Source organism: Halarcobacter anaerophilus (assembly GCF_006459125.1).
Taxonomy (GTDB): domain Bacteria; phylum Campylobacterota; class Campylobacteria; order Campylobacterales; family Arcobacteraceae; genus Halarcobacter; species Halarcobacter anaerophilus.
The window spans coordinates 2,126,043-2,150,200 of the sequence record NZ_CP041070.1; the positions used below are offsets into that span (position 1 = coordinate 2,126,043).

Consider the following 24,158-nt stretch of genomic DNA (forward strand, 5'->3'; position numbering starts at 1 on the left):
CCAATTTAGACTTGATTTTATGAAATAACAATATTATAATAAACAATAAAAGTTTAAATATAGGGTTGTGCATGAAATTACCTTTATCAAAATTAAATTTTCTGACTCTGTTAACAAGTGCACTACTTTTCTCTTGTGTTACAGCTTTTTTCGTATTTAAATTTTCAAACGACTTTTATGAAAATAGAGTAGAAGAGATTGAAAAAAAGTATATACAAAACAATAAAATTCTTATAAAAAATGAAGTTGACAAAGTTGTCAAAAGAACAGAAACTCTGCAAAACCTTGCTTATAAAAACAACAAAATAATCTTAAAGGATAAAATAGATTTTCTTTTAAGAGTTTTATCAAGCAATTATTCATTGAACAAAAATATAGAAAAAACAATTAATGAATATAAACCTCACCTTGATTATTATAAATGGGATAATAATACGGGATATATCTATATTTTTGATCAAAAAGGGAAAATCCTTTATCATGGAAATAACAAAAACTATATTTCTAAAAATATTTTTGATATTGCAAAAAACAATAAAGAGTTATTAAATCTTTTAAATGAGGTTTTGAAAAAAGATGATTCTTACGGAAGTTATCTCTGGAAAAAACCGAATATAAAAAAAGATGAGCTTTTTAAAAAATATGTTTATATAAAAAAAGATAAACAAATGGGTATTTATATTGCAGCAGGAGTTTATAAAAGTGAAGTAGATAAAAAAATCATCTCCACTCTTTTTGATGAATTAGAAGTTGATAGATTCGGACAAAACGATTACGGATACTTTTGGGTTCAAAATATAGAAAACAAAATGCTACTGCACCCTATTTCCAAAGAGCTTGTAAATAAGGATTTAACAAACCTTGCAAGTAAAAAAGACAAAGACAATAAATTTATAAGTGAAATAAGTAAAAAAGCACAAAAAGAGACTTTTGGTTATATATCATATTTTTGGCAAAGACCGGATTCTTTGAAAATAGATGAAAAAACTTCGTATTTCCATCTTATAAAAGAGTGGGATTTGATAGTATGTTCAGGATTTTACCTTACTGAATTAAAAGAGTTGTTAAAAGATGAGAAAAAAGAGTTAAAAAGACTTTTATTCAATAACTCTATAAAAATTATCGGCATCTTAATTATTTTGACACTTATCACAATCATTATAGGACTTTATATCTCATATAAAATAAAAAGAAACGAAAAAGAGAGACTTGAAAACAACAATATGCTGCAACAATATAAGATGATTTTAGATGCAACTTCCGTGGTATCAAAATCCGATACAAAAGGAAATATTTTATATGTAAACGATCACTTTGAAAAAATAAGCGGTTATAAAAAAGAGGTGATAAAAAATAGAAGTTACAGTATCTTAAGACATCCGGGAAATCATAAAAGCCTGTTTAAAAATTTATGGGGAACGATTAGCAAAGGAAATATCTGGAAAGGAATAATAAAAAACAGAAGAAAAAACGGTGAAACATATTTTAGTAAAACTACCATTGTACCTATTAAAGATTCAAAAGGAGAAATAATAGAGTATATTTCCTCTTCAACAGACGTAACGGAACTTATTGAAAACAGAAGCAAACTTAACGACCTTTTTAAAAATGATCCTCTGACTGGACTGGGAAACAGAGTTAGTTTAATAAATCATTTAGCTAAAAAAAGCAAAGGAGTCTTAGCTCTTATTAATATTGACCGATTTAAAGAGATAAACGACAGTTTTAATCATAAAACGGGAGATGAAGTAATAAAAATCTTTGCAAACAGACTTTTTAACTATTTTGCAGAAAAAGATTGCAAACTATACAGAGTACAAGCAGATATAATTGCCATATATTCTCAAAACAAAAGTAAAGATAAAATAATAAAAGAGTTAGAGACTTTTATGGATTTAAACAGCAAAAAAGCTTATGAAGTAGAAGATACAAAATTTTTATTAACCTATACCTGCGGTGTCGCTTCAGACAGCGAAAACCTTCTTACTTTTGCAGATATTGCCCTTAGTGAAGCAAAAAACAAAAAAGTAAAAATAAAAGAGTATGACTCTTCAATGAAAAGCATAGAAAAATTTAAAAACAATCTTCAATGGGTTGAAAAACTGCATAAAGCTATTACAGAAGATAGGATAATAGCCCATTATCAACCTATTTATAACTATAAAACAGGGAAAATTGAAAAATATGAAGCTTTGATGAGACTTGTGGAAGATGATAAAATCATATATCCAAATGAGTATTTAGGCATTGCAAAAAGAACAAAACTATATCCTGAACTTACTTATAAGATGGTTGAAAAAGTAATAAATAAATTTTCAAATATCAATAAAGAGTTTTCTCTAAACTTGAGTGTAGAAGATCTGATGAATGAAGAGCTTATGACTTATATTTTTGATTTTGCCCAACAAAAAAAGATTTTCCATAAAATGGTATTGGAAATAGTCGAATCAGAAGAGATTGAAGATAGTGATTATATAACAAAACTTTTGGAGAAATTCAAAGAAAAAGGCTGCAAAATTGCAATTGATGATTTTGGAAGCGGTTATTCAAATTATGATTATTTGATAAAACTTCAAGCTGATTATATAAAAATCGACGGTTCTATAATAAAACATATATTAGAAGATGAAAGAACACAAAATCTGGTAAAATCAATAGTCAGTTTTGCCAAAAAATCAAATATGAAAGTTATAGCCGAATTTGTCTCTTCAAAAGAGATTGATGAGTTGCTTAGAAAATTGGGAGTAGATTATGCACAAGGATTTTATTACGGTAAACCTTTAGAAGATTTAATCTAATAGTTAAATATAATCTTAAAATAGGCTCCTTTGTAAGTTTTATTATTATATTCAAACTCTCTGTTTTCTACAAAAATAACTCCTTTGTGCCGTTCTCTTATTATTTTATCACACATAGACAGCCCTATTCCCGTCCCTACAGTAGGATGTTTTGTAGTAAAATAGGGCTCAAAAATTCTATCTATGATTTCTTCTTGAATTCCCCCTGCGGTATCAAGAATAGACAAAAGAAACTCTTTACTGTTTAACTTTTTCGTCTCTATAAAAATAACCCTCTCACTCTTTTTTTCATCTAATAAAACAAGAGCATCTTTTGAATTTTTTATTATATTTATTAAAGCTTGAGATAATTCGTTAATATTACCTAAAATCAGTATATCTTCATCAATTTTTGTCTCTATTTTTATATGATTGGATTTTAAGGAAGCATCTACCAAACTAAGAGTCTTTTTTATCACCTCTGTTATTTTAATCTCTGAATAGTTTTTCTCACTTTTTATAAAATCTCTAAAATCATCTATTGTTTTTGACAAATAATCTGCTTGCTGCAAAATTTGCTTAGAAGCTTCTCTTAGTTCTTTTTCAAAGACTTTTTGCCCGTAATCAAGCTTAAGATTTATTCCGCTTACAATGGTGGTAATTACGCTTAAAGGTTGTCTCCATTGGTGAGCAATATTTCCAATCATCTCTCCCATAGAGATAAGTTTTGATTGATCTGATAGAGTTTTTTCCCTTTTTTTAACTTTTTCATGCTCTTCTAAAATAAGTTTTTTTTGTTCATCGACTTTTTTTTCTAAATTTTGATTTAACTCTTTTAATCTTTTTTCCGTTTTTATAATTCTTTTCACCGATGGAATAACAATTAAAACAGCCTCGAAAAGAATAGTTAGAAGTGTTCCTATAAGAATAAAGAGTTCTCTTTGTTTTAAGGCATAAGTATACATTTCACTCTCTTTTTCATATTTATTAACGGCAAAATCTAATTTGGGCAGTAAATCAAAAGAAAAACTCAAAATAGATTCTACAAGTTTTACGTTGCCGCTATCAAATAAAAAGTTATCAAGCAAACTAAAATATTTTTCAACATCTCCATTCAAATTATATTTTTTTCCGTAATATATTTTATTGATTTCATCACTTGTTAGATTTTCTAATAAAAAATGGTGGTCTCTTTTCATCAAAGAGATTATCTCTTTTAGATGTTTAAAAAGAAGTTTATCTTTGGATTCATTTACTCTTTTTACCATAAGAGCAGTTTTTTGAGAAAGCATTCTTTGTTTACCGCTTATATTTATAAGTTTTGCGTAAACCTCTTGAGTTTTGATTAATTGATTCATTGTAAAAAAAGCAAAAAATGCCCAGAAAATTAGAGAAGCAATCAAAATTGCATAAGTAATTTTTATATTAAATATTGTTTTCATTTTATACACCATTGTATATTATAAAATAAAAATGCAACAAAAAAGTTACATAATTTTTTATTATACAATGATATAATAATCTATATTATAAGACAATTATCAGTTTAGAATTTTTGTTCTGTTTTTACCCTCTTTTTTAGCTTCGTACATAGCTTCATCGGCTCTTTGAACAACCTTTTCGATAGTATCTTCTTGAGAAACCATTGTTAAACCGAAACTTGCAGTAATACAATAGTTGCAAATATTTTTTAATTTTAAATCCTCTTCTAAAGAACTTCTTATTTTTTCACAAACTACTAAAGTATCATCTAAAGAAGAATCTATTAAAGCTACGATAAACTCTTCTCCTCCCCATCTTGCTATTAAATCTGTTTTTCTTACACTTTTTTTCAAAATAGAGGCAATACGTCTTAATACCATATCTCCTTTTTGATGTCCTAACTTATCGTTAATACTCTTAAAATCATCAACATCAAAGAAAATCACTCCAAGATCTGAGTCTCTTCTTCTTTTTAATAAAAGATGAGAATTAAACTTCTCTTCAAATGTTCTTCTATTTGGAATGTTTGTCAAAGTATCGTAAGAAGAGAGATACTCCAATTTTTTACTATAATTTTTAATAATAAAATATATAAGAAACGAAATTATAAAAGTTATAACTATCGAAGTTAATAAGTTTAGATAAAATACGTTTTCTACATCTTCCGTGAAGTCGTTTAAATTTGCTTCAACCGTTAAATACAGATCAAGTTCGGGAATATATTTTGTATTTAAAATATATTTATTCCCCTCTTTTTTATACTCTATAACATTTGTTTTTTTAGAAAGAATCAGCTCTTTATACTCTTTCAACTTCTCATAGTCATCTAAAGTTTTTTTCTTGTTTATCGTTCTTTCCGATAAAACCACTCTTCCGTTTTTATCAAAAAAAGTAACGATAAATTTGTGTTTTAATCTAAAAGATTTAAGCAAATCATCGATATACGAAATCTTAAGTGCCACACCCGTTGCACCTAAAAAGTGAAAATTATGATCAAAAATTTTATAATTTATAAACATAATCATATGATTTGAAAGATGCTCGTTAAAATCCAAATTTATTTCATGTTTATTTTGAATATTTTTAAATCTAAAATACCACTGATTGTCTTTTTTATTTTTATCAATAGTCTCCGTAAAACCGTTTTGAGTATAATAATTTTTTGTTTTGTCCGAAACCAAAAAGGTATTAAACATATCATATTTATTTTTTATAGCTTCAAGATATCTTATAATTTTTTGACTATTATCCTCATCGTTTACCAACCAATCTTGAACGAAAGTATCATTAGCCATCAAAGAAGAGACTAAATAAGGCTGAATTATACTTTTTTGAATATCCGTATAAATATTATCTAAAGAGAGAGGTAAAGCCTGATCTTTTAGTTGAGACTGTGCATTATTTAAAGAAACAACATAATTTATAGTTGAAATTGAAAGCGATAGAATAATTAATAACGTAGTAATTAGAAAAACAACTCTATATTTTGATTTTAATAACATTTTTCCTCTTTTAAAAGATATGCTGTATTGTATTTAAATAAAAATTAAATCAATATTTCAAGGGTTAAAGAGGAAAGAGGAGATTAGAGAAAGCGAGTAAAATCTCCTCTGACATATTGAATTTACTTGACATGTATGCTAGTTATAATTGTAGCAATATTGTTGAATTTTAATCCATATTAATTGTATAAAAAATATACTTTTTATGATTTATCCTTATCAAAAAGAAAAAGTTTTTATATGCTTAAGAGATTTTTTGTGCATATTTATATGAGTATTTTCCAAGTCTCCATTGTAATTATAAAGTTGAAGACCTGCTATTACTATGCTAGGAACTAGACTATTTTCTATTGTATTTAAGAAATTTTTTGTTTTATCGAGTTTTTCGATAAAGTTATCTACTCTTGGATGAAAGAATTTTTCATTAAACATATCCTCTTTGCAAATCAGTTCGCCCTGTTTTTTTGTATTTAAAGCTTCACAATCCATATTTATAAAAAATTGATCAAAATAGGGAGAGATAGGAAACATTCTACAAGCGGGCGGTCTTTGCTCATATATTTGACATCTGTTATTTACATAATATACGCAACTGCTTGAACCGTCATTTATAACCATTAAGATTCTTAACTCTTCTCCTATATAAGCAAACTGTATAAGAAAATTTTCATATACATGTTCAAAATCTTCCAAAATCAAAGGTGCAAATATAACTTTCGGTGCACTGCAACAATCTTTTGAACATTCATCGCATGAGGTGAAATACTGTGTACCCGCTTTTTTTATGTTGATAAACACACTTCCCCTTATTTAAGCGTTTCTAATACACTGTTTGCTTCTTGAGCTTTTTTCTCTCCTAAACAATCTTTAATAACTAAGGTAAACTCTTTTAACTCGTCTTTTGTCCAGCCGCTGTTCATTGAAGCTTTAAAATGAAAAGCTATAGGTCCTTTTACATTTCCAAGAGCGGCTAATACGGAGATAGTAGACAACTCTCTTTGTTTAGGGGTTAAAATATCTCTTACAAATATATCTGCAAACAGATGCTCTTTTAGATAAGTATCAATTATCGGTGAGAAGAGTTGATAACCGCTTGGTTCTGGAATTTTATCCTGACCTGCCAATTTTGCTCTTACCTTTGCACCGTATTCATCTTTATTAAAATTTTCAGGAAGCGGCGATGACTCTTTTCCCTCTTTATCTTCTATTCCTTTGGCTTTTCTATCTTCCATAACTTTCATAAAAGTTCCGATTCCTCCAAGACTTCTGGGAAAACCTGCATAAGCATAAGTTTGAACCAATACCTCTTTTACTTCATTAACGCTTAAACCGTTATCTAATCCTTCATTTAAAACCTGATATAGTTTATTGGTATCTCCTACAGTTGTTAATGCGGAGATTTTTATAATACTCTGATCTTTTTTATCCAATAATTTCAAATCCAACTCCTTTGCATTTAATAAGTTAAAAAGTGTAAAACAACTACATAATATTAAAAATAGATTTTTTTTCATACTTCTGCCTTTTAGTTAGAATTATATTGTTCATCACTAACAGCTTCCATCCACTCTACGTTTTTACCTTTTTCATCTGCTTCCGTAATAACAAAATGTGTCATTGCAATATCTTTTGATGCCCCGTGCCAGTGTTTTACCCCGGGCGGACACCAAACTACGTCACCTGGTTTGATTATAGTTTTTTTACCGCCCCAAGTTTGAGTATATCCTACTCCTGAAGTAACAATTATATGCTGTCCTCTTGGATGAGTATGCCATTTTGATCTGGCACCCGGCTCAAAAGTTACATAAGCTCCTGAATGCATCTTAGTATCGCTTTTAGGATATACGGGATCTATTCTAACTTCACCACCTGTAAAATATTTTTTGAAGTCTGTTTTATTTACTATAATTGATTTTCTATTCTCTAGTTTTGTTACTGTTTGTTCTTGTTTTATTTCACTTGCTTCTAATTGAGTAACTGCCAATACTACTGCCAAACTCAGAAAACTAAATACCTTCATTCTTTCTCCTTCTTTTATTTAAGTTTTTTATAATAGTCGTCAGATACGGGTTCTAACCATTCATTGCTTGTTTCAGTGCCGGGAACTTCAACGGAGATATGACTAAACCAACTATCGGCTTTTGCCCCGTGCCAATGTTTTGCTCCTGTGGGGATATATACAACAGAACCCTCTTTTAAACTTTGAGGTTCATCGCCTTCTTTTTGATACCACCCTTCACCTGCTGTACAAATAAGTATTTGCCCGCCGCCTGTTTTGGCATGATGAATATGCCAATTATTACGACATGCAGGTTCAAAAGTTACATTAGCCAAAATAAGAGGTGCTTCACCTGGTTTTAATAAAAAGTTTAGAAAAGAATCTCCTATAAAATATTGTGCATAGTTATCATTAGGAATACCTGTTCCAAACATATTTACTTTTTCAAATTCACTTTTATCTGTATATTTCATTTTATTTCCCTTTTTTAAAAGTGTTTAAATAACATTCATATAGTTATCACTATTTCAAGTATATAAAAATTTTTTACATTTGACTAGCATAATTTTATAAATTGATTGCCTAATACTCTAAATCAAATAAATCATTTTTATTTTTTGGAGTATTAGGCAATTTTTATAGAGAATTTTTATATTAAGATTAAAAAATTTCTTATATAATAAGAAAAAAATATTGATTAAAAACAAGGGTTTTAATGGAAAATTTAGTAGAAAAGCTTCAGAAAGACGCGTTGGATTTTATTGAAACAAAATATACATTAAATATAAACGGTGGATTACAAACTGAAATATCAAATTTAGATTTCTATTTTTCCGATGAGACTACTGAATTTAATGCAATCGTATACGAACCCTCTTTATGTATTATTTTACAAGGGAGTAAAGCCGTAGGATTTGGAAATGAACTTTACAATTACGGACCCAAAGAGTATTTATTATCTTCGACACATGTTCCTGCAAAAGTAAAAGTGCTTGAAGCAAGTAAAGAAAAACCTTTTGTCTCTTTTCGTATTAAATTTGAACTTGAAGATATTTATGATGTTATAAAAAATATTGATACTCAAAAACTGGCACTGGATTCAAAATCCGAAAAAGGTCTCTTTTTTGATGAAATAAATGAAAAACTATATGACCCTATATTAAGATTGATTAAACTTCTTGATAAAGAACAAGAGGAGATTAATTATCTTTCTAGTTTAATAATAAAAGAGATACTTTTTATTTTAATCAATGACAAAAGCGGTTACTTTCTAAATAAATTTGCAATGGAAGGTACAGTTTCAAATAAAATTGTAAAAGCCATATCTGAAATAAAAGATAATTTTAATGAAAAATTAAATGTTAAAGAGTTGGCAAAACTTATTGATATGAGTGAATCCTCTTTATATCAAAATTTTAAAACAATAACATCAATGTCTCCTATTCAATTTCAAAAAAAGATTCGTTTAGAAGAGGCTAAATTAATGCTCTTAAATCAAAATATCGAAGCTTCGGAAGTAGCTTTTGCAGTAGGATACGAAAGTCCTTCTCAATTTAGCAGAGAGTATTCAAGAATGTTCGGTATGTCGCCTAAAGCTCATGCCGAGTTTCTAAAAAAAGAGATTGCCTAAGCTTTAAGCTTTATTAGAAGAGAGGGTAACTTTTTGAAGTAACCTCAACAACTGCTCCGCTTCCTCTTCTTCCAAATTTTCCGTAAGCTCTTTATTTACTTTTACGGCACATAAAATAAGTTTTTCCGTTAAAGCTGCTCCGCTTTGAGTAAGTACGATTTTCTTTTTTCTTTTATCATCGGTGCATTTTTTTCTTTGAAGGTAACCTTTTTTTTCTAATCTATCAATCAATCTTGTAATACTAGTTTCATCACCGTAAGTAAATTTCAATAACTCTTTTTGAGTGGTCACGTTATTCTTATATAAATTTATAAGAATACTAAACTGTAAATGGGTTAGATTATATGATTTTAATCTAATTTCCATCAATCTTTTCGTATTAATAAATATGATGTTAAAGTGGTATCCGAAGGACTCTTCTAATTTAAATTCTTTTTTTTCCATTCCTTATTATATCATAATATATTAATACTTGTCTTTAACAAGTATTTAAGTTTCAAACTATTATACTTGTCAAATGCAAGTATAATAAGGAATAGAAAATGGAAAGATATAGTGTTATTATCATCGGCGGCGGTGTTTCAGGTTTATCTTGTGCTATTACATTAGGATCTGCCGAAACAAAATTAGAAACTATCTCTGAGAATAAGATATTAGTTATCGACTCAGGAGAATCACACTTAAAAAAAGCTCAGTTATATAATGTAGCAGGAGTAGAAGAAGGAACAAAAGGTTTAGAACTTTTAAACTCTCTTTCAAAAAGAGCAGAAGCTTATAAAAATGTATCTATTTTAGATGATACCGTATTATCGGTTGAGGGAGAAAAAGATAATTTTACGGTAAAAACAGAGACTCATACATTTACTGCAAATATTGTGGTTTTTGCCAACGGTATGCAAACAATAGATGTTGAAGGTATCGGTGCACCTGTAGTAGATCATATTAGAGCACCTCGTCCGAAAATGCTTATGATTGAAAATAATTACGGCGTTATTAGTGAAGGAAAATATGTTACGGGTTGTGCAGCAGGTGCTTCATCAATGTTTTCTACGGCTGCCGGTTACGGTGCACAAACGGCTACGGATATTATCAGTTCATGGATAGGTAAATATACCGTTATTCATGATGTACCGAAAAAAGATTAACAAAAAATTTATTTTACAAGGAGTTATTATGGAAAAAAAGAATGTTCTTATAACAGGTGGAGCAAGAGGAATCGGAGCAGCAGTTGCAAAAGAAGTTGCCAGAAAAGGATACAGAGTATTTATAAATTACGTAAACAGCACTCAAGTTGCAAATGAGTTGGCTTCTGATATAAATTTAAACGGTGGAGAAGCTCATACTATTCAAACAGATGTTAGAGACGATGCTCAAATCAAACAAATGTTTGATAAAATCGAAGTTGATTACGGAGGTGTTGATATTCTTGTTTCAAATGCAAATATGAATTTCGTACCTAAATCTTTTATTGAACAAACATGGGCAGAGTTTTCTCAAAAATTAAATGATGAAATGCATGCAGCATATGTTTGTGCCCAACATGCGGCAACATCAATGATAGAAAAAAAATTCGGTCGTATAGTTTTTATTTCTAGTACTTTATCGGAAGATCCTTTACCTAGTTTTATTGCTCACGGTTCGGCAAAAGGAGCATTGGACTCTTTTAATAAATATCTGGCACAAGAGTTAGGACCTCATGGAATTACTACTAATATAGTAGCACCTGGATTAGTTTTAACAGATGCAACAAGTCAGGCACCCGATGAGTTTAAAGAGTTTATCAAATCAACAACTCCTACAGGAACAATTGCCCAACCTAAAGATATTGCAAATGCAGTAGCTTTTTTTATAAAAGATTCTAGCTCTCATATTACTGGAACTTATCTTCCTGTATGCGGTGGAGCTTACCTCTCTTAAAAAAAGGTATTTCAAGTATTTAAAAATACTTGAAATATCCATATTTTTTTAGTTTTTAATGATTTGCTTTTATCAAATCTATGGCACTATGAAGTCTTTTTACTCCCTCTTGTAAAGTTTTCATAGGACAAGCGATATTTATTCTTATAAAATTTTCTCCGTTTTTACCGTAAGTGATTCCCGAAGCAATACGCAGTCTCCCTAATTTTTTAATTTTTTGAGCCAATACTTCTGATTTGATATTTAATTTAGAACAATCAATCCAAAGCAAATATGTTGCTTCTAGTTTGATAACGTTTAATTCAGGTATATTCTTTTTTATATATTCAATAAAAAAATCTCTGTTTTTTTCTAAGTAAACTAAAAGTTCATCCAACCAATCATCTGCAAAAGTATAAGCACTTATCAAAGCTTCAATACCGAAAACATTTGGTTCGATTGCTTCATTTATATTTAAAGAACGATTGATTTTTTTCTTAAACTCTTGATTTGCCACTATTATATTTGATGTTTTCAAACCTGCAAGATTGAAAGTTTTACTAGGAGCTGTACAGACAATAAAATTTTCTAAAAATTCTTTGCTTATAGAGATAATAGGAGTATATACAAAATCGCTGTATACGATATCTCTGTGTATATCATCGCTTACGATAATAACATTGTTTTTAATACACAAATCTCCCATTTTTTTGAGTTCTTCTTTACTCCATACTCTTCCTACTGGATTATGAGGATTACACAAAATAAACAGTTTGACCTTTTCATCTTTGACTTTTTCTTCAAAATCCGAAAAATTTATCGAGTATGACTCTCCTTCATAAACTAATTCATTGCTTACTATTTCACATCCGTTATTTTTTATTGAACTGTTAAAATAGTTATAAACAGGCGTTTGAATCAGAACTTTATCCCCTGCTTTACAAAAAGCTTGAACAATTGCACTTAAAGAGGGAATAACTCCCACCGTAGGTTCAATCCACTCTTTTTCAATTTTAAAGCAGTGTCTGTTTTTCCACCAATTAATCTCTGCATCATAATATTTTTCAGGAATACTGCTATAACCGAAAACTCCGTGCAGAGTTCTTAATAATATACTATCTACAATGGGAGTAGCAACTTTAAAATCCATATCCGCAACCCACATAGGCAAAACATCTTTGGGAGTTGTATCCCATTTATAACTGTTTGTATTTCTTCTATCTATAATTTTGTCAAAATTATATTTCATCTATATCACCTTGTTTTTACTTCTTACTTATTTGTGTGACTATTTTTAAATTTTTTAAATCTACTTTTTCATCGTCAAGTATTAAATTTTTTATCTCTTTTGCTTCTATTGTGCCGCTAATTGGATTTTTTACGCTATGAATTGAAGTTGTTACTTGAGCATTTAAAGTAGAATATTCAAACGCCAAATCCGTATTAAGCATTTCGCAATTTTCCAAAATAAGATTTTTGGCATAACACAAAGGTTGAGTACCTGCTATTTTGCAATTTACAAATTTTAAATTTTTTGAATACCAACCTAAATATTCTCCGTTTATTACTGAATCGTAAACCGTAACATTTTCACTATTCCAAAAAGCATCTTTTGATTTTATTTCTATATTTTTAAGCTTCATATTTTTTGTATGTTGAAAAGAGTAGTTTCCGTCAAGAGTAAAGTTTTCAATATCAATATTACTGCTGTGAAAAAGCAAATAATCTCCTTTGAACTGCACATCTTTGATTTTTATATCTTCACAATCCCATAAAGTTTCATTTGTATTAAAAGCTGTATTTTGTATGGTAATATTTTTTGCATCTCTAAATATTTTGGGAGAATCTACTTTACAGTTTTCTAAAACGACTTTGTTCGTATACCAAATACTTGCTCTAGCACCGTCATAAAAAAAACTGTCTTTGATATTTAGATTTTTATTATGCCAAAAAAGATATTTACTGGAAAATTTACAATTTTTTGCATTTATATTATTTCCAATTTTTACGGCAGACTCTCCACTTATAAACTCACAATCATCTAAGTGTAAAAACGAAGATTTAAATAGAGGTCTTTCCCCTTCAAATTTTTGTTTTTTTATATATTCATATCTTTTGTCAATATAATGATTCTTCATATTTTTTATATTACCTTTCACAAAACGCTTAGATAAATCAATTTTAAAACTATATAAAAATGCCTAAATAAGCTTTTATTAGTATATAAAAAATATGAAATATGTAATAGAATAATAATCTAAATTAATTGCCTAATATTATGAAATCAGAAATTTGATATTTTAAAACCAAACTTCTGAAATAAGTTCATAAGATTTTATTCTCTTTTCAGGATTATGTATCCAAGAATTTATCATAATCTCATTGGCATCTGTTCTTTTTATAAGATTTTCTAAGCTTTTTTTGACAGTTTCAGGTGTTCCCCAGATAGATTCTCTTGTCTTATGTCTAATACTTCTTTCTTCCCAATCTTCCCATAAACTACTCATATTTTCTGTAGGTTTAGGCACTAATTTATCTTCACCTCTATATAAATAAAGAAATTTTTGAAGTTCCGTTGTCGCTAAAAACTCTGCTTCTTCCTTTGTTTTTGCGCATACTGCATTTATACAAATCATCAAATATGGCTCTTTTAACTGTTTTGAAGCTTTAAAATTTGCACGATAAATCTTTATCGCATCTTCCATTGCATCGGGAGCAAAATGTGAAGCAAAAGCAAAAGGCAAGCCTTCTTGTGCCGCTAATTTTGCACTGAATGTACTAGAACCCAAAAGCCAAAGGGGTATATCAAGATCATATCCTGGAACGGCTTTTATTCTTTTTTCATCTGCTTGGTCGGAGAAATAATATTGCAAATCTTTGAGCATCATAGGAAAATCAGAACCGTCGTTATTTATATCTCTTCTAAGTGCCATTGCAGTTTGTCTATCTGTCCCGGGAGCTCTTCCCAAACCTAAATCAATTCTATTTGGAAAAAGAGATTCTAATGTCCCAAATTGTTCGGCAATAACCAAAGGTGAATGATTAGGAAGCATAATTCCGCCCGAACCTAATCTGATTTTATCCGTTTTTGATCCAATATAACTTAATATAACCGAAGTAGCGGCACTTGCAATACTGCTGAAATTATGGTGTTCGGCAACCCAATAGCGCTCAAAACCGAACTCTTCCACTGCTTTAGCCAATTTCGTACTATTTTTTATAGATTCAGAGATAGTAAAACCTTCTCCTATCGGAACTAAATCTAATACAGATAAGGGTATCTTTTTATTATTCATATTTTCTCCTGCTTAAAACTTTAGTATACAAAAATATTTTCTAGTATAGTAGAACAAAATTATGAAAACATTGCCTAAAAATATAAGATGTAAAATTTTAGTTACTTTTATATAAATAGATATTTTTTATTCATCCTTACAGTAAAAAACAGAAAATTGTAGAATTAGACAAGTACAATGGATTATCCTTCTATTAAAAATCAATAATATAATTTATAATAGTTTATAGAAATTTTATAAAATTCAAAATAATTAAAATCTATTTGACTTTTAAATAATAAGGATATAAAAATGAATAAAAATATTATAAAAGTAGGATTTATCGGATTAAATCCAGATAGTCATTGGGCAGCTATGGCTCATATGCCTGCACTTAAAGCTCTTGATAAAGATTTTGAAGTAGTAGGTGTAGCAAATTCAACTCTGCAAAGCGCTCAAAAAACAGCAAAAGCTTTTAACCTTCCTTACGCATTTGAAACTCCCCAAGATTTAATAAATTCTTCCGAAGTTGATCTTGTAGTAGTAACGGTAAAAGTTCCTTATCATTATGAATTTGTTAAAGCCGCACTTAAAGCAGGCAAACATATACATTGCGAATGGCCTTTGGGAAATGGACTAAAAGAAGCAGCAGAATTAGCAGAATTAGCAAAACAAAAAGGTGTCGTAAATAGTGTAGGAACTCAAATGAGAACTGCAGTTGAAGTTAAATATCTAAAAAAACTTGTTTCAGAAGGTTATTTAGGAGAGGTTTTATCTACTACTTTAGTTGCAGACGGAGGAAATTGGGGAGCAGAAACTATTGCCGATCTTGCATATCTTAGTGATAAGACAAAAGGAGCTACGATGCTAACTATCCCTTTTGGGCATACTTTAGCAGGAGTAAGAGAAGTTCTAGGGGAGATTTCCGATATTTCTGCAAGAATGATAAAAAGACGAGAAAACGTATATATAACAGATACAAAAAAAAGTATCCCAAATAGTGTTGAAGATCAAATTATGGTTAACGGTATATTTAAAAGCGGTGCTGCTTTTTCTGCCCATTATAGAGGAGGATTATCGAAAGGAACAAACTTCTTATGGGAAATTAACGGAACCAAAGGTGATATAAAAGTAACAGGAGATATAGGTCACGGTCAAATGACTCAATTACATATTTTAGGAGCACAAAACAGTGATGAAAAGATGAAAGAACTTCTAGTACCGGAAGAGATGTATCTAGAAAAACCTGAAAATGTTATTCCCCGAAATGTTTTTGGAATTTATTCTTTAATTGCAAAAGATATAAAAGAAGGGACAAGAGAAGCACCGAGTTTTCAAGATGCAGTATCATTGCACAAATTGCTTGATGAAATTGAAAAATCATCAAACAATAAAAAATAGATTAAAAACTCAAGGAGTAATAACTTGCAAAAAATTAAAGTTAATTTAGGCTTTATAGCTGCTTCTCTTGCTTTTTTAGTGATTTTTGCCGCTTCTGCCACACCTATACCTTTATATGATATATATCGTAAAGCAGATGGTTTAAACTACAACGATCTTGCTCTTACTGCCGTCGTATATTTTATAGGAGCAATTACGGCTCTGCTTATATTCGGACGAATATCAAACCATTTAGGAAGAAAACCCGTAATTTTTCTATGTTTTGCTCTTGCCGCTGTTTCTAGTATTATATTATTAGATGTAAGCAGTGCAACACCTCTTATTTTAGGAAGATTGTTATTGGGTTTAGCTTGCGGTTTGGCTTCAAGTGCAGTTGCCTCGTATATCGTAGATAAAGGCTCTTTTCTTCCTAACTGGGTACCCGCTGCCGTTGTTAGTAATTCTCCTATGGTCGGACTTACAATAGGTGCAGTCGTGTCAGGCAGTCTTGTTGAATATGCTCCTTATCCAAAAGAATTATGCTATTTTGTTGTTTTGGCAGCACTTGCAATTTGTACGGTTTTAATTACATTTAGTAAAGAAAGCGTTGAACAAAAACCCGGTGTTATATCATCTTTGAAACCGAAATTTTCGCTGCCGCACGAAGATAAACGTTTATATCCTATTGCCGCTTGTACTTTTATAGCAACATGGGCATTAGGCGGTTTTTACCAAGCTTACGGTCCTTCTATAGCCGTAAGCCAATTAGGCACGCACAGCACATTAATGGCAGCTATAGTATTTTCATCGTATTTGCTTCCTTGTGCCCTAGGAGGTCCTCTTACGGCAGGTTTTTCTCCTGCAAATGCCCAACGTTACGGAATGGTTGTTTATACCTTAGCCGTAATAGGTATTTTAATCTCTATTAAATTTTCTTTAATTGAAAGTTTTTTAATCACAAGTGCTTTTGCAGGAGCGGCACAAGGAGCCGTATTAACAGGAAGTATACGTTCTTTACTGGCAGATATTTCAAGCCAAGAGAGAGCCGGAGTTTTATCTTTGATATATGCAACTTCATATGCAGGTGCAGCTATTCCAAGTTTTATTGCAGGACAACTATCTCATTTTATGAATTTATTTCAAATTGCAGTTTTCTACGGTCTTTTAGCCGTTATTGCATGTATTATTACTCTTATGTTTGCCCGTAACCCAAAACATGTAGAGATCAAAATTGATTAAAGTGATTTAGTTATTTACTACTTGGATTTTAGATATTTATAGAATTAGGCAATAATCATAGAGTATTCTTCTACCGCTTTTAAAACTATTAAATTATAATAAAATTATAAACAATCAAAAAAAGTGGGAAGTGAAAATGAAAAAAACAATTAAAAAAGTCTTTATGGTTTTATTATCTCTTCCCCTACTCTCTTGTTTGGCAAATCCAAATAAAGAGATTGATAATAAAATAGAATTTCAAAAAGGAGAAACAATGAAAATAAGTGTTCAGGCAAAAGGAGAGACTGCCGTTTTTAAATTAAACAACTCACAAGCGGCAAAAGAGCTTTATGAACAACTGCCTTTAGAAATTGAAGTTGAAAATTTTGGAAACAATGAAAAAATATTTTATCCGCCAAAAAAACTTTCAACAAACAATACCCCTCTTGCAAAGGCAAAAAACGGAACTCTTGCTTATTATGCACCTTGGGGAGACGTTGTTATGTTTTATAAAGATTTCGGAAGTGCAGGAGGTTTATATGAACTTGGAGAAATCGTATCAGGATTAGAATATATTAAAAATATGTCAGGAATAATTAAAATAAACAAAGAAGAGTAAAAATAGATAAAAAAGAAAGGAGTTATTATGATGTGGGATAAAATTTTTGAAAAAAGTGATAATGTAATAATCCAAAGAGTCTCTTATAGAAATAGATACGGAATAAGCGTATCTGCGGATTTATATCTCCCAAAAGAGATAGATAGTTCAAAAAAATATCAGGCACTTGTTATAGGAACACCTTACGGAGGAGTAAAAGAACAAGGAGCAGGATTATATGCTCAAACAATGGCAGAAAGAGGTTTTATAACTCTTGCTTTTGACGAATCTTATAACGGAACAAGCGGTGGAGAACCAAGAAGAACATCTTCTCCCGAAATTTTTACGGAAGATTTTAGTGCAGGAGTAGACTTCTTAGGAACGAGACCTTATGTTGACAGAGAAAGAATAGGAGCTATAGGAATTTGCGGAAGCAGCGCTTTTGCATTGAAAGCTGCCCAAGTAGACCAAAGAATCAAAGCCGTGGCAACTGCTAGTATGTATGATATGAGCCGTGTTTTAAGAAACGGCTGGTTAGATAGTATGAGCAGTGAAGAGAGAAAAGAGAATCTTACAAACTTAAGTTTACAAAGATGGGAAGATTTTGAAAATTCTCTTCCTAAAATTGCACCAGGCTTTCCCAATAAACCCCAAGAGAGTATTCCCGAAGGTTTAGATTCTATTACAAGTGAATTTTTTGAGTTTTATGCTATGAAAAGAGGCTTTCATCCAAATGCTCCTGCTGCTTTTACCTTAACCAGTCAAATGGCTTTTATGAATTTCCCTCTTTTGAATTATCTTGAAGATATTTCTCCTAGACCTATTCTTCTAATTATAGGAGAAAATGCCCATTCTAGATATTTCAGTGAAGATGCTTATAAAAAAGCAGCGCAACCAAAAGAGCTCTATATCGTACCAAATGCAAGACATATTGATTTATATGATAGAACTGATTTGATTCCTTTTGACAAACTGGAGTCTTTTTTTAATGAAAATTTGAAATAAACTTTAATCTGAAAAAAGGAGAAACAATGAACGGGAAAACTCAAACAAGAAGAGATTTTATAAAAAACTCGGCAATAATCGGTGCAGGTTTGGTATTTTACAAACCTACGGATATTTTAGCAAATGATAAAGGAATTATAATGAATAAAAATTTAAAAGTAAAAGGTTATGCAGCTTTTGATGAATCAGGAGTAATAAAACCGTGGGAATTTGAAAGAAGACCCGTGGGAGATAATGATGTTTTAATAGAGATAAAATATGCAAGTATCTGCCACTCTGATATTCACCAAGAAAAAGGAGATTGGGGTAAACAACAATATCCACAAGTTCCCGGACATGAGATTGTAGGAATCGTTACTAAAGTAGGAAAAAACGTAACTAAATTCAAAGTTGGAGACAGAGCGGGTGTAGGATGTATGGTTGACGGTTGTACAGAGTGCGAAAATGAAGAACAATATCAACCCGATACTCTTTTTACTTACGGATATCCTGATAAAAGAGACCCGACAGGAATTACCCAAGGAGGTTATTCAACACATATCGTAGTAAGAGATCATTTTGTAGTGCATATTCCGGAAAATATCAGTTTCCAAGAGGCTGCTCCGCTTTTATGTGCGGGAATCACCACCTACTCTCCTTTAATGAAAGCAAAATTTAAAAAAGGAGATAAAGTAGGAGTTGCAGGAATCGGAGGTTTAGGACATATGGCAGTAAAACTTGCTGCATCTATGGGAGCAGAAGTTTATGCTTTTACTACAAGTGCCGATAAAAAAGATGATATTTTAGGTTTTGGGGCAAAAGAGGTAATAGTTGTCGACAGCAGTGAAAAACTTGCACCTTATGCAAAAACGCTTGATTATATGATTTCAACTATTCCTGCTCAGTTTGATGTTGCAGCTTATGCCGCTACTGTAAAACCTTATGGTTTTTTCACACAAGTAGGTATGCCTAAAGGTTTTGAACTAACATTAAGCAACATAGGTTTTGCGGCAAACAGAGTTAATTTTAACGCTTCTTTAATTGGAGGTATGAAAGAGACTCAAGAGGTAGTTGATTATTGTGCAAAAAATAAAATCTATCCGCAAATTGAGATTATTGATGCAGAAGAGATAACTCAAGCTTGGCAAAATGTTATAGATAAAAAAGCAAGATACAGATACGTAATAGATTCGGCAACAATTTAATTATGGCAAAAATATTTATTACAGGTTCTTCCGACGGATTAGGTTTATTTACCGCTCAAAAATTAGTAGAATCGGGGCATGAAGTAGTACTTCATGCCAAAAATGACAAAAGAGCTGAACAAACAGCTGCAAAGTTTCAAAAAAAGATGAAAATATTAACTGCCGATTTATCCGATTTAGAAGAAGTAAAACATCTTGCAAAGAAGGTTAACAGCTTAGGAAATTTCGATGTTATTATACACAATGCAGGAGTTTATAATGAATCAAAAGAGAAAATTTTTAAAATCAACAATCTTGCCGTATATATCTTAACAGCTTTAATCAATAAACCCAAACGTCTTATATATATCGGTTCAAATATGCACCCACAAGGTGATACAAATATAGAAAAGTTATCCCTTGAAAAAGGAGTTGATTATTCAACTTCAAAACTTCAAATCTTGATGTTAAGTTTAGCACTTGCAAGACTATGTCCAGAAATTTATACAAACACGGTAGACCCGGGATGGGTAAAAACAAAAATGGCAAACTATAATGCACCCGATAGTTTGGAAGACGGTAGTCAAACACAAATATGGCTTGCTTCAGATGATACTTTAACATTTAACGGAAAATATTTTTATCACTTGAAAGAGAGCGATTACTCTTCAAAAGCCGAAGATATAGAGATGCAAAATAAATTATTAAAGATTTATGAAAAAATTACAGGTATACCTTTACCGAAAGAATAAAAATAAAGAGGAATTTTATGAGAGATTTTACATATTATAATCCAACAAGAATAGAGTTTGGAAAAGATAAAGAGAAGCAAATAGGAAATTATATTTCAGAATATAAAATAAAAAAAGTTTTAATAACATACGGAAGTGACAGAATCAAAAAAAGTGGACTTTTCGACAAAGTTACGGCTAGTTTAACCGCTCAAGGTATAGAATATTTAGAGTTAGGAGGAATTCAAAGTAATCCTCTTTTATCAAAAGTTCATGAAGGTATCCAATTAGCAAAAAAAGAGAAAGTCGATGCACTTTTAGCTGTTGGCGGAGGTTCAGTTTTAGACAGTACAAAAGGAATCGCGGCAGGTGCTTGTTATGACGGAGATGTTTGGGATTTTTATACATTCACTGCAACAATAGAAAAAGCTCTGCCCGTGTTTGATATTATCACCCTTGCAGCAACGGGAAGTGAGATGAACTCTTTTGCGGTTCTTACAAATGAAAAAACAAAACAAAAATATTATATAGCATCACCTTTTGTTTTTCCAAAAGTTTCGGTTATTAATCCCGAACTTCAAAAAAGCGTATCTAAAGAGTATTTGGTATATTCGGCAGTTGATGTTATTGCCCACTCTATAGAAGGATATTTTACTGCAACATATCAATCCGAAATTGTTTGTTCATATATTGAAACAAATATAAAAGCTGCAATAAGAACTGCCGAAATTCTTTTAAAAGATCCTGATAACTACGATGCAAGAGGAGAGTTTGCATGGGCTGCAACACAAGCGCTCAACGGTTCCACTTATACGGGAGTTGAAGGAGCAACTTCACCAAATCATATGATAGAACACGATATCTCTGCTTTATATAACGTTCCTCACGGAGCAGGTTTGTCTGTTGTAATTCCGGCTTGGATGAAATGGTATTATAAACAAAACGAAGAGCAATTTAAAAGATTTGCAGAAGAAGTCTTTGGATTAAATAGTGCCGTTGAAGGTATTGAAGCCTTAGAAAACTGGTTTAAAAAAATAGGCTCACCTACAAGACTTTCAGAGTTTGATATAAAAGAATCAGAATTAGAAAAAATTGCCCAAAATGTAGAAGGAAATACAAAATATTTCGGTCTAAGCGAAAAATACAATAAAGCAAAAGTTTTAGAAATATTAAAATTGGCATTATAAGATTAAAGAAGAAAGCAGTTATACGAATAAAATGAATAATGTAGAAAATAAAGAGGTCATAGATCCTGTATGGGGTGCAGTTTGGGCAATGTCCTTATGTGCCTTTGTTTTAATTGCATCAGAATTTATGCCGGTAAGTTTACTTACGCCTATTGCCTCTGATTTGGGTATCACGGAAGGTCATGCAGGACAAACAATTTCAATATCAGGATTGTTTGCCGTAGCTACAAGCCTGTTTTTAACAACGATAGTAGGTCATATTGACAGAAGAACTATTCTACTGTTTTTTACTATCTTAATGGGAGTTTCAGGAGTAATCGTTGCTTTTGCTCCTAATTCCATAATGTTAATGTTAGGAAGAGCACTTTTAGGTATTTGCATAGGCGGTTTTTGGTCTATGTCTGCTGCAACGGTAATGAGACTGGTTCCTAAAAATTCCGTGCCTAAAGCTTTGGCAATACTCAATGGAGGAAATGCCTTGGCTACTACAATCGCAGCACCTCTTGGAAGTTTTTTAGGTGGAATAATAGGTTGGAGAGGTGCATTTTTTTGTATTGTTCCTATTGCAATTATTGCTTTTGTCTGGCAGTATAAAAGACTACCCGAACTTCCGGCAAGACACGCATACGGACATAGACCCAAATTAAGCAGTGTTTTTAAACTATTAAAACGCTGGCAAGTTACTTTGGGAATGGTTTCTATAATGCTGTTTTTTATGGCGTTGTTTTCACTTTTCACATATTTAAGACCTTTTTTGGAAGTTGAAACAAAACTCGATGTGGATATGGTTTCATTGGCTCTTTTAGTCTTAGGAGTCTCGGGACTAATAGGTACAATATTAATAGGTTATATTGTAAAAACAAAACTCTTTAGCCTGTTAACGATTATTCCTTTTCTTATGATGTTTTTAGTAATTGGATTTATACTTTTCGGACATATAACGGCTTGGGTTTTTATACTTATAGCTCTTTGGGGATTACTTGCAACATCAGCCCCTGTTGCCCATTGGACCTGGGTAAGCAAAACCTTGCCCAATGATGCTGAAGCAGGAGGCGGTCTGATGGTTGCCGTAGTTCAGCTTGCTATTACTTTAGGTTCAGCTCTTGGAGGGCTGTTCTTTGATATATACGGATATGAAATTACATTTGTATTTAGTGCCGTAATATTTGCAATAGCAACTATGATGTCAAGTATAACGGCATTTTATACTTTAAAAAAAATAAGATGAGAAAAAAACTATTAAAAAGCTTAATAGTATTATCTCTGTTTACGGGAATAGTAATGGCAGGATGTAGTCAAAATAAGAAAAATATTCAATGTAATTTAAAACATTATGAAAATGGAAAGTTTAAAAATCTTGAAGCAGATTTTAAGTCGGATTTTAAAGATTTTATTTCTAATGTTTGGGCGGTATTTACGGATACAACCAAAAATAAGATACCTCCTAAAAACGCTATTCCCGTTGTAAAACTTACAAAAGAAGATATTATAAATATGCCTGATAATTCCGTAGTAAGATTAGTACATTCAACACTTTTGTTTAAACTTGATAACAAATATATTTTAACCGATCCAGTATTTTCGGAAACAATAACGCCTTTTCCTTTTGTTGCTCCAAAACGTTTTCATGATTTGCCTATCACTATTGAGCAGTTGCCCAAAATTGACGTAGTTATTATCTCCCATAATCATTATGATCATTTGGATGAACAAAGCATCCTAAAATTAAAAGACAAAGTAGAATATTTTTATACAACTTTAGGTGTAAAACAAAAGCTTTTAGATTTGGGTGTAAATACGATGAAAGTGTGCGAATTAGATTGGTGGCAGTCATGTACGGCAAATAATCTAAAAATTACGGCAACCCCTGCCCAACACTTTTCAGGGAGAGGATTATTTGATAAAAATAAAACATTATGGGCTTCTTGGGTTATTACCTCTACAAAAGCAAATCTCTTTTTTAGCGGTGACAGCGGATATTTTAATACTTTTAAGAAAATAGGTGAAAAGTATGGACCTTTTGATATGACTTTTATAGAAGCAGGAGCATACAATGAAAGATGGAAAGAGATACATATGATGCCAAAACAGAGTGTTCAGGCAAATATTGATTTAAAAGGGAAAATATTATTTCCAGTGCATAACAGCAGTTTTAATCTCTCTATTCATCCTTGGAATGAACCTTTAAACAAAGTTGTAGAAGAAGCTAAAAAACAGAATGTGACTGTAACTCATCCTAAAATGGGAGAAATAATCCCTTTATTATCAAAAAAAGAGACGCAAAAATGGTGGTAACTTTTATACATAATCAAACT

The 24,158-nt window shown here is 30.9% G+C and carries 23 protein-coding genes; 13 read left to right on the forward strand and 10 right to left on the reverse strand.

The window, feature by feature from the left end:
- Positions 1-71: 71 nt before the first annotated feature.
- A complete protein-coding gene (locus AANAER_RS10530) occupies positions 72-2,798 on the forward strand; it encodes an EAL domain-containing protein (RefSeq protein WP_129081174.1) in 2,727 nt (908 codons plus the stop codon).
- On the opposite strand, the gene AANAER_RS10535 is transcribed toward AANAER_RS10530, so the two are convergent.
- The 6 genes from AANAER_RS10535 to AANAER_RS10560 all read right to left on the reverse strand — a co-directional run bounded on the left by AANAER_RS10535 (position 2,795) and on the right by AANAER_RS10560 (position 8,233).
- The gene (locus AANAER_RS10535; protein ID WP_164969316.1) at positions 2,795-4,219 is read right to left on the reverse strand and encodes an ATP-binding protein; all 1,425 of its coding nucleotides are present in this window, start codon (positions 4,217-4,219) and stop codon (positions 2,795-2,797) included. The genes AANAER_RS10530 and AANAER_RS10535 overlap by 4 nt on opposite strands.
- Before the next feature lie 99 nt (positions 4,220-4,318).
- Entirely contained in the window at positions 4,319-5,761 is a 1,443-nt protein-coding gene (locus AANAER_RS10540) for a sensor domain-containing diguanylate cyclase (protein ID WP_129081176.1), read from the reverse strand.
- A 219-nt stretch (positions 5,762-5,980) separates the two neighbouring features.
- The gene (locus AANAER_RS10545) at positions 5,981-6,559 is read right to left on the reverse strand and encodes a YkgJ family cysteine cluster protein (RefSeq protein ID WP_164969317.1); all 579 of its coding nucleotides are present in this window, start codon (positions 6,557-6,559) and stop codon (positions 5,981-5,983) included.
- Between the two features lie 8 nt (positions 6,560-6,567).
- Positions 6,568-7,200, reverse strand: a complete 633-nt coding sequence (locus AANAER_RS10550; protein ID WP_206732530.1) for a carboxymuconolactone decarboxylase family protein — start codon at positions 7,198-7,200, stop codon at positions 6,568-6,570.
- A gap of 86 nt (positions 7,201-7,286) precedes the next feature.
- Positions 7,287-7,781: a (R)-mandelonitrile lyase gene (locus tag AANAER_RS10555; protein WP_129081179.1), complete on the reverse strand. Its 495-nt coding sequence runs from the start codon at positions 7,779-7,781 to the stop codon at positions 7,287-7,289.
- Between the two features lie 14 nt (positions 7,782-7,795).
- A complete protein-coding gene (locus tag AANAER_RS10560) occupies positions 7,796-8,233 on the reverse strand; it encodes a cupin domain-containing protein (RefSeq protein WP_129081180.1) in 438 nt (145 codons plus the stop codon).
- A gap of 242 nt (positions 8,234-8,475) precedes the next feature.
- On the opposite strand from AANAER_RS10560, the gene AANAER_RS10565 reads away from it, so the two are divergent.
- On the forward strand, positions 8,476-9,390 hold the full coding sequence (locus AANAER_RS10565; protein WP_129081181.1) for an AraC family transcriptional regulator: 915 nt from the start codon (positions 8,476-8,478) through the stop codon (positions 9,388-9,390).
- A 3-nt stretch (positions 9,391-9,393) separates the two neighbouring features.
- Here the strand turns inward: AANAER_RS10565 and AANAER_RS10570 are convergent, their stop codons facing one another.
- A complete protein-coding gene (locus AANAER_RS10570) occupies positions 9,394-9,834 on the reverse strand; it encodes a MarR family winged helix-turn-helix transcriptional regulator (RefSeq protein ID WP_084593264.1) in 441 nt (146 codons plus the stop codon).
- Positions 9,835-9,932: 98 nt separating this feature from the next.
- On the opposite strand from AANAER_RS10570, the gene AANAER_RS10575 reads away from it, so the two are divergent.
- The gene (locus AANAER_RS10575; protein WP_129081182.1) at positions 9,933-10,535 is read left to right on the forward strand and encodes an FAD-dependent oxidoreductase; all 603 of its coding nucleotides are present in this window, start codon (positions 9,933-9,935) and stop codon (positions 10,533-10,535) included.
- 28 nt (positions 10,536-10,563) lie between these two features.
- Positions 10,564-11,307: an SDR family NAD(P)-dependent oxidoreductase gene (locus tag AANAER_RS10580; RefSeq protein ID WP_129081183.1), complete on the forward strand. Its 744-nt coding sequence runs from the start codon at positions 10,564-10,566 to the stop codon at positions 11,305-11,307.
- Positions 11,308-11,362: 55 nt separating this feature from the next.
- Here the strand turns inward: AANAER_RS10580 and AANAER_RS10585 are convergent, their stop codons facing one another.
- The 3 genes from AANAER_RS10585 to AANAER_RS10595 form a co-directional block, all read right to left on the reverse strand.
- Positions 11,363-12,535, reverse strand: coding sequence for a MalY/PatB family protein (locus AANAER_RS10585; protein WP_129081184.1), 1,173 nt, complete (start codon positions 12,533-12,535; stop codon positions 11,363-11,365).
- 16 nt (positions 12,536-12,551) lie between these two features.
- Positions 12,552-13,424, reverse strand: a complete 873-nt coding sequence (locus AANAER_RS10590; protein WP_129081185.1) for a DUF3737 family protein — start codon at positions 13,422-13,424, stop codon at positions 12,552-12,554.
- 162 nt (positions 13,425-13,586) lie between these two features.
- The gene (locus AANAER_RS10595; RefSeq protein ID WP_129081186.1) at positions 13,587-14,582 is read right to left on the reverse strand and encodes an LLM class flavin-dependent oxidoreductase; all 996 of its coding nucleotides are present in this window, start codon (positions 14,580-14,582) and stop codon (positions 13,587-13,589) included.
- A gap of 291 nt (positions 14,583-14,873) precedes the next feature.
- Between AANAER_RS10595 and AANAER_RS10600 the strand changes: the two genes are divergently transcribed.
- The 9 genes from AANAER_RS10600 to AANAER_RS10640 all read left to right on the forward strand — a co-directional run bounded on the left by AANAER_RS10600 (position 14,874) and on the right by AANAER_RS10640 (position 24,138).
- Positions 14,874-15,962 carry a Gfo/Idh/MocA family protein gene (locus AANAER_RS10600; RefSeq protein WP_129081187.1) on the forward strand — a complete coding sequence of 363 codons (1,089 nt, stop codon included), beginning with the start codon at positions 14,874-14,876 and terminating at the stop codon, positions 15,960-15,962.
- Between the two features lie 24 nt (positions 15,963-15,986).
- A complete protein-coding gene (locus AANAER_RS10605; protein WP_129081188.1) occupies positions 15,987-17,180 on the forward strand; it encodes an MFS transporter in 1,194 nt (397 codons plus the stop codon).
- A 136-nt stretch (positions 17,181-17,316) separates the two neighbouring features.
- A complete protein-coding gene (locus AANAER_RS10610) occupies positions 17,317-17,778 on the forward strand; it encodes a cyclophilin-like fold protein (RefSeq protein WP_129081189.1) in 462 nt (153 codons plus the stop codon).
- A gap of 27 nt (positions 17,779-17,805) precedes the next feature.
- A complete protein-coding gene (locus AANAER_RS10615; RefSeq protein ID WP_129081190.1) occupies positions 17,806-18,762 on the forward strand; it encodes an alpha/beta hydrolase in 957 nt (318 codons plus the stop codon).
- A gap of 26 nt (positions 18,763-18,788) precedes the next feature.
- Complete coding sequence (locus tag AANAER_RS10620) at positions 18,789-19,946, forward strand: NAD(P)-dependent alcohol dehydrogenase (protein WP_129081191.1); 1,158 nt, start codon at positions 18,789-18,791, stop codon at positions 19,944-19,946.
- A gap of 2 nt (positions 19,947-19,948) precedes the next feature.
- Positions 19,949-20,677, forward strand: coding sequence for an SDR family NAD(P)-dependent oxidoreductase (locus AANAER_RS10625; RefSeq protein WP_129081192.1), 729 nt, complete (start codon positions 19,949-19,951; stop codon positions 20,675-20,677).
- Positions 20,678-20,694: 17 nt separating this feature from the next.
- Positions 20,695-21,843, forward strand: a complete 1,149-nt coding sequence (locus AANAER_RS10630; protein ID WP_129081193.1) for an iron-containing alcohol dehydrogenase — start codon at positions 20,695-20,697, stop codon at positions 21,841-21,843.
- Positions 21,844-21,874: 31 nt separating this feature from the next.
- Positions 21,875-23,071, forward strand: coding sequence for an MFS transporter (locus AANAER_RS10635; protein WP_129081194.1), 1,197 nt, complete (start codon positions 21,875-21,877; stop codon positions 23,069-23,071).
- The gene (locus tag AANAER_RS10640; RefSeq protein ID WP_129081195.1) at positions 23,068-24,138 is read left to right on the forward strand and encodes an MBL fold metallo-hydrolase; all 1,071 of its coding nucleotides are present in this window, start codon (positions 23,068-23,070) and stop codon (positions 24,136-24,138) included. The genes AANAER_RS10635 and AANAER_RS10640 overlap by 4 nt, the downstream gene beginning before the upstream one ends.
- The last annotated feature ends 20 nt before the right edge of the window (positions 24,139-24,158 follow it).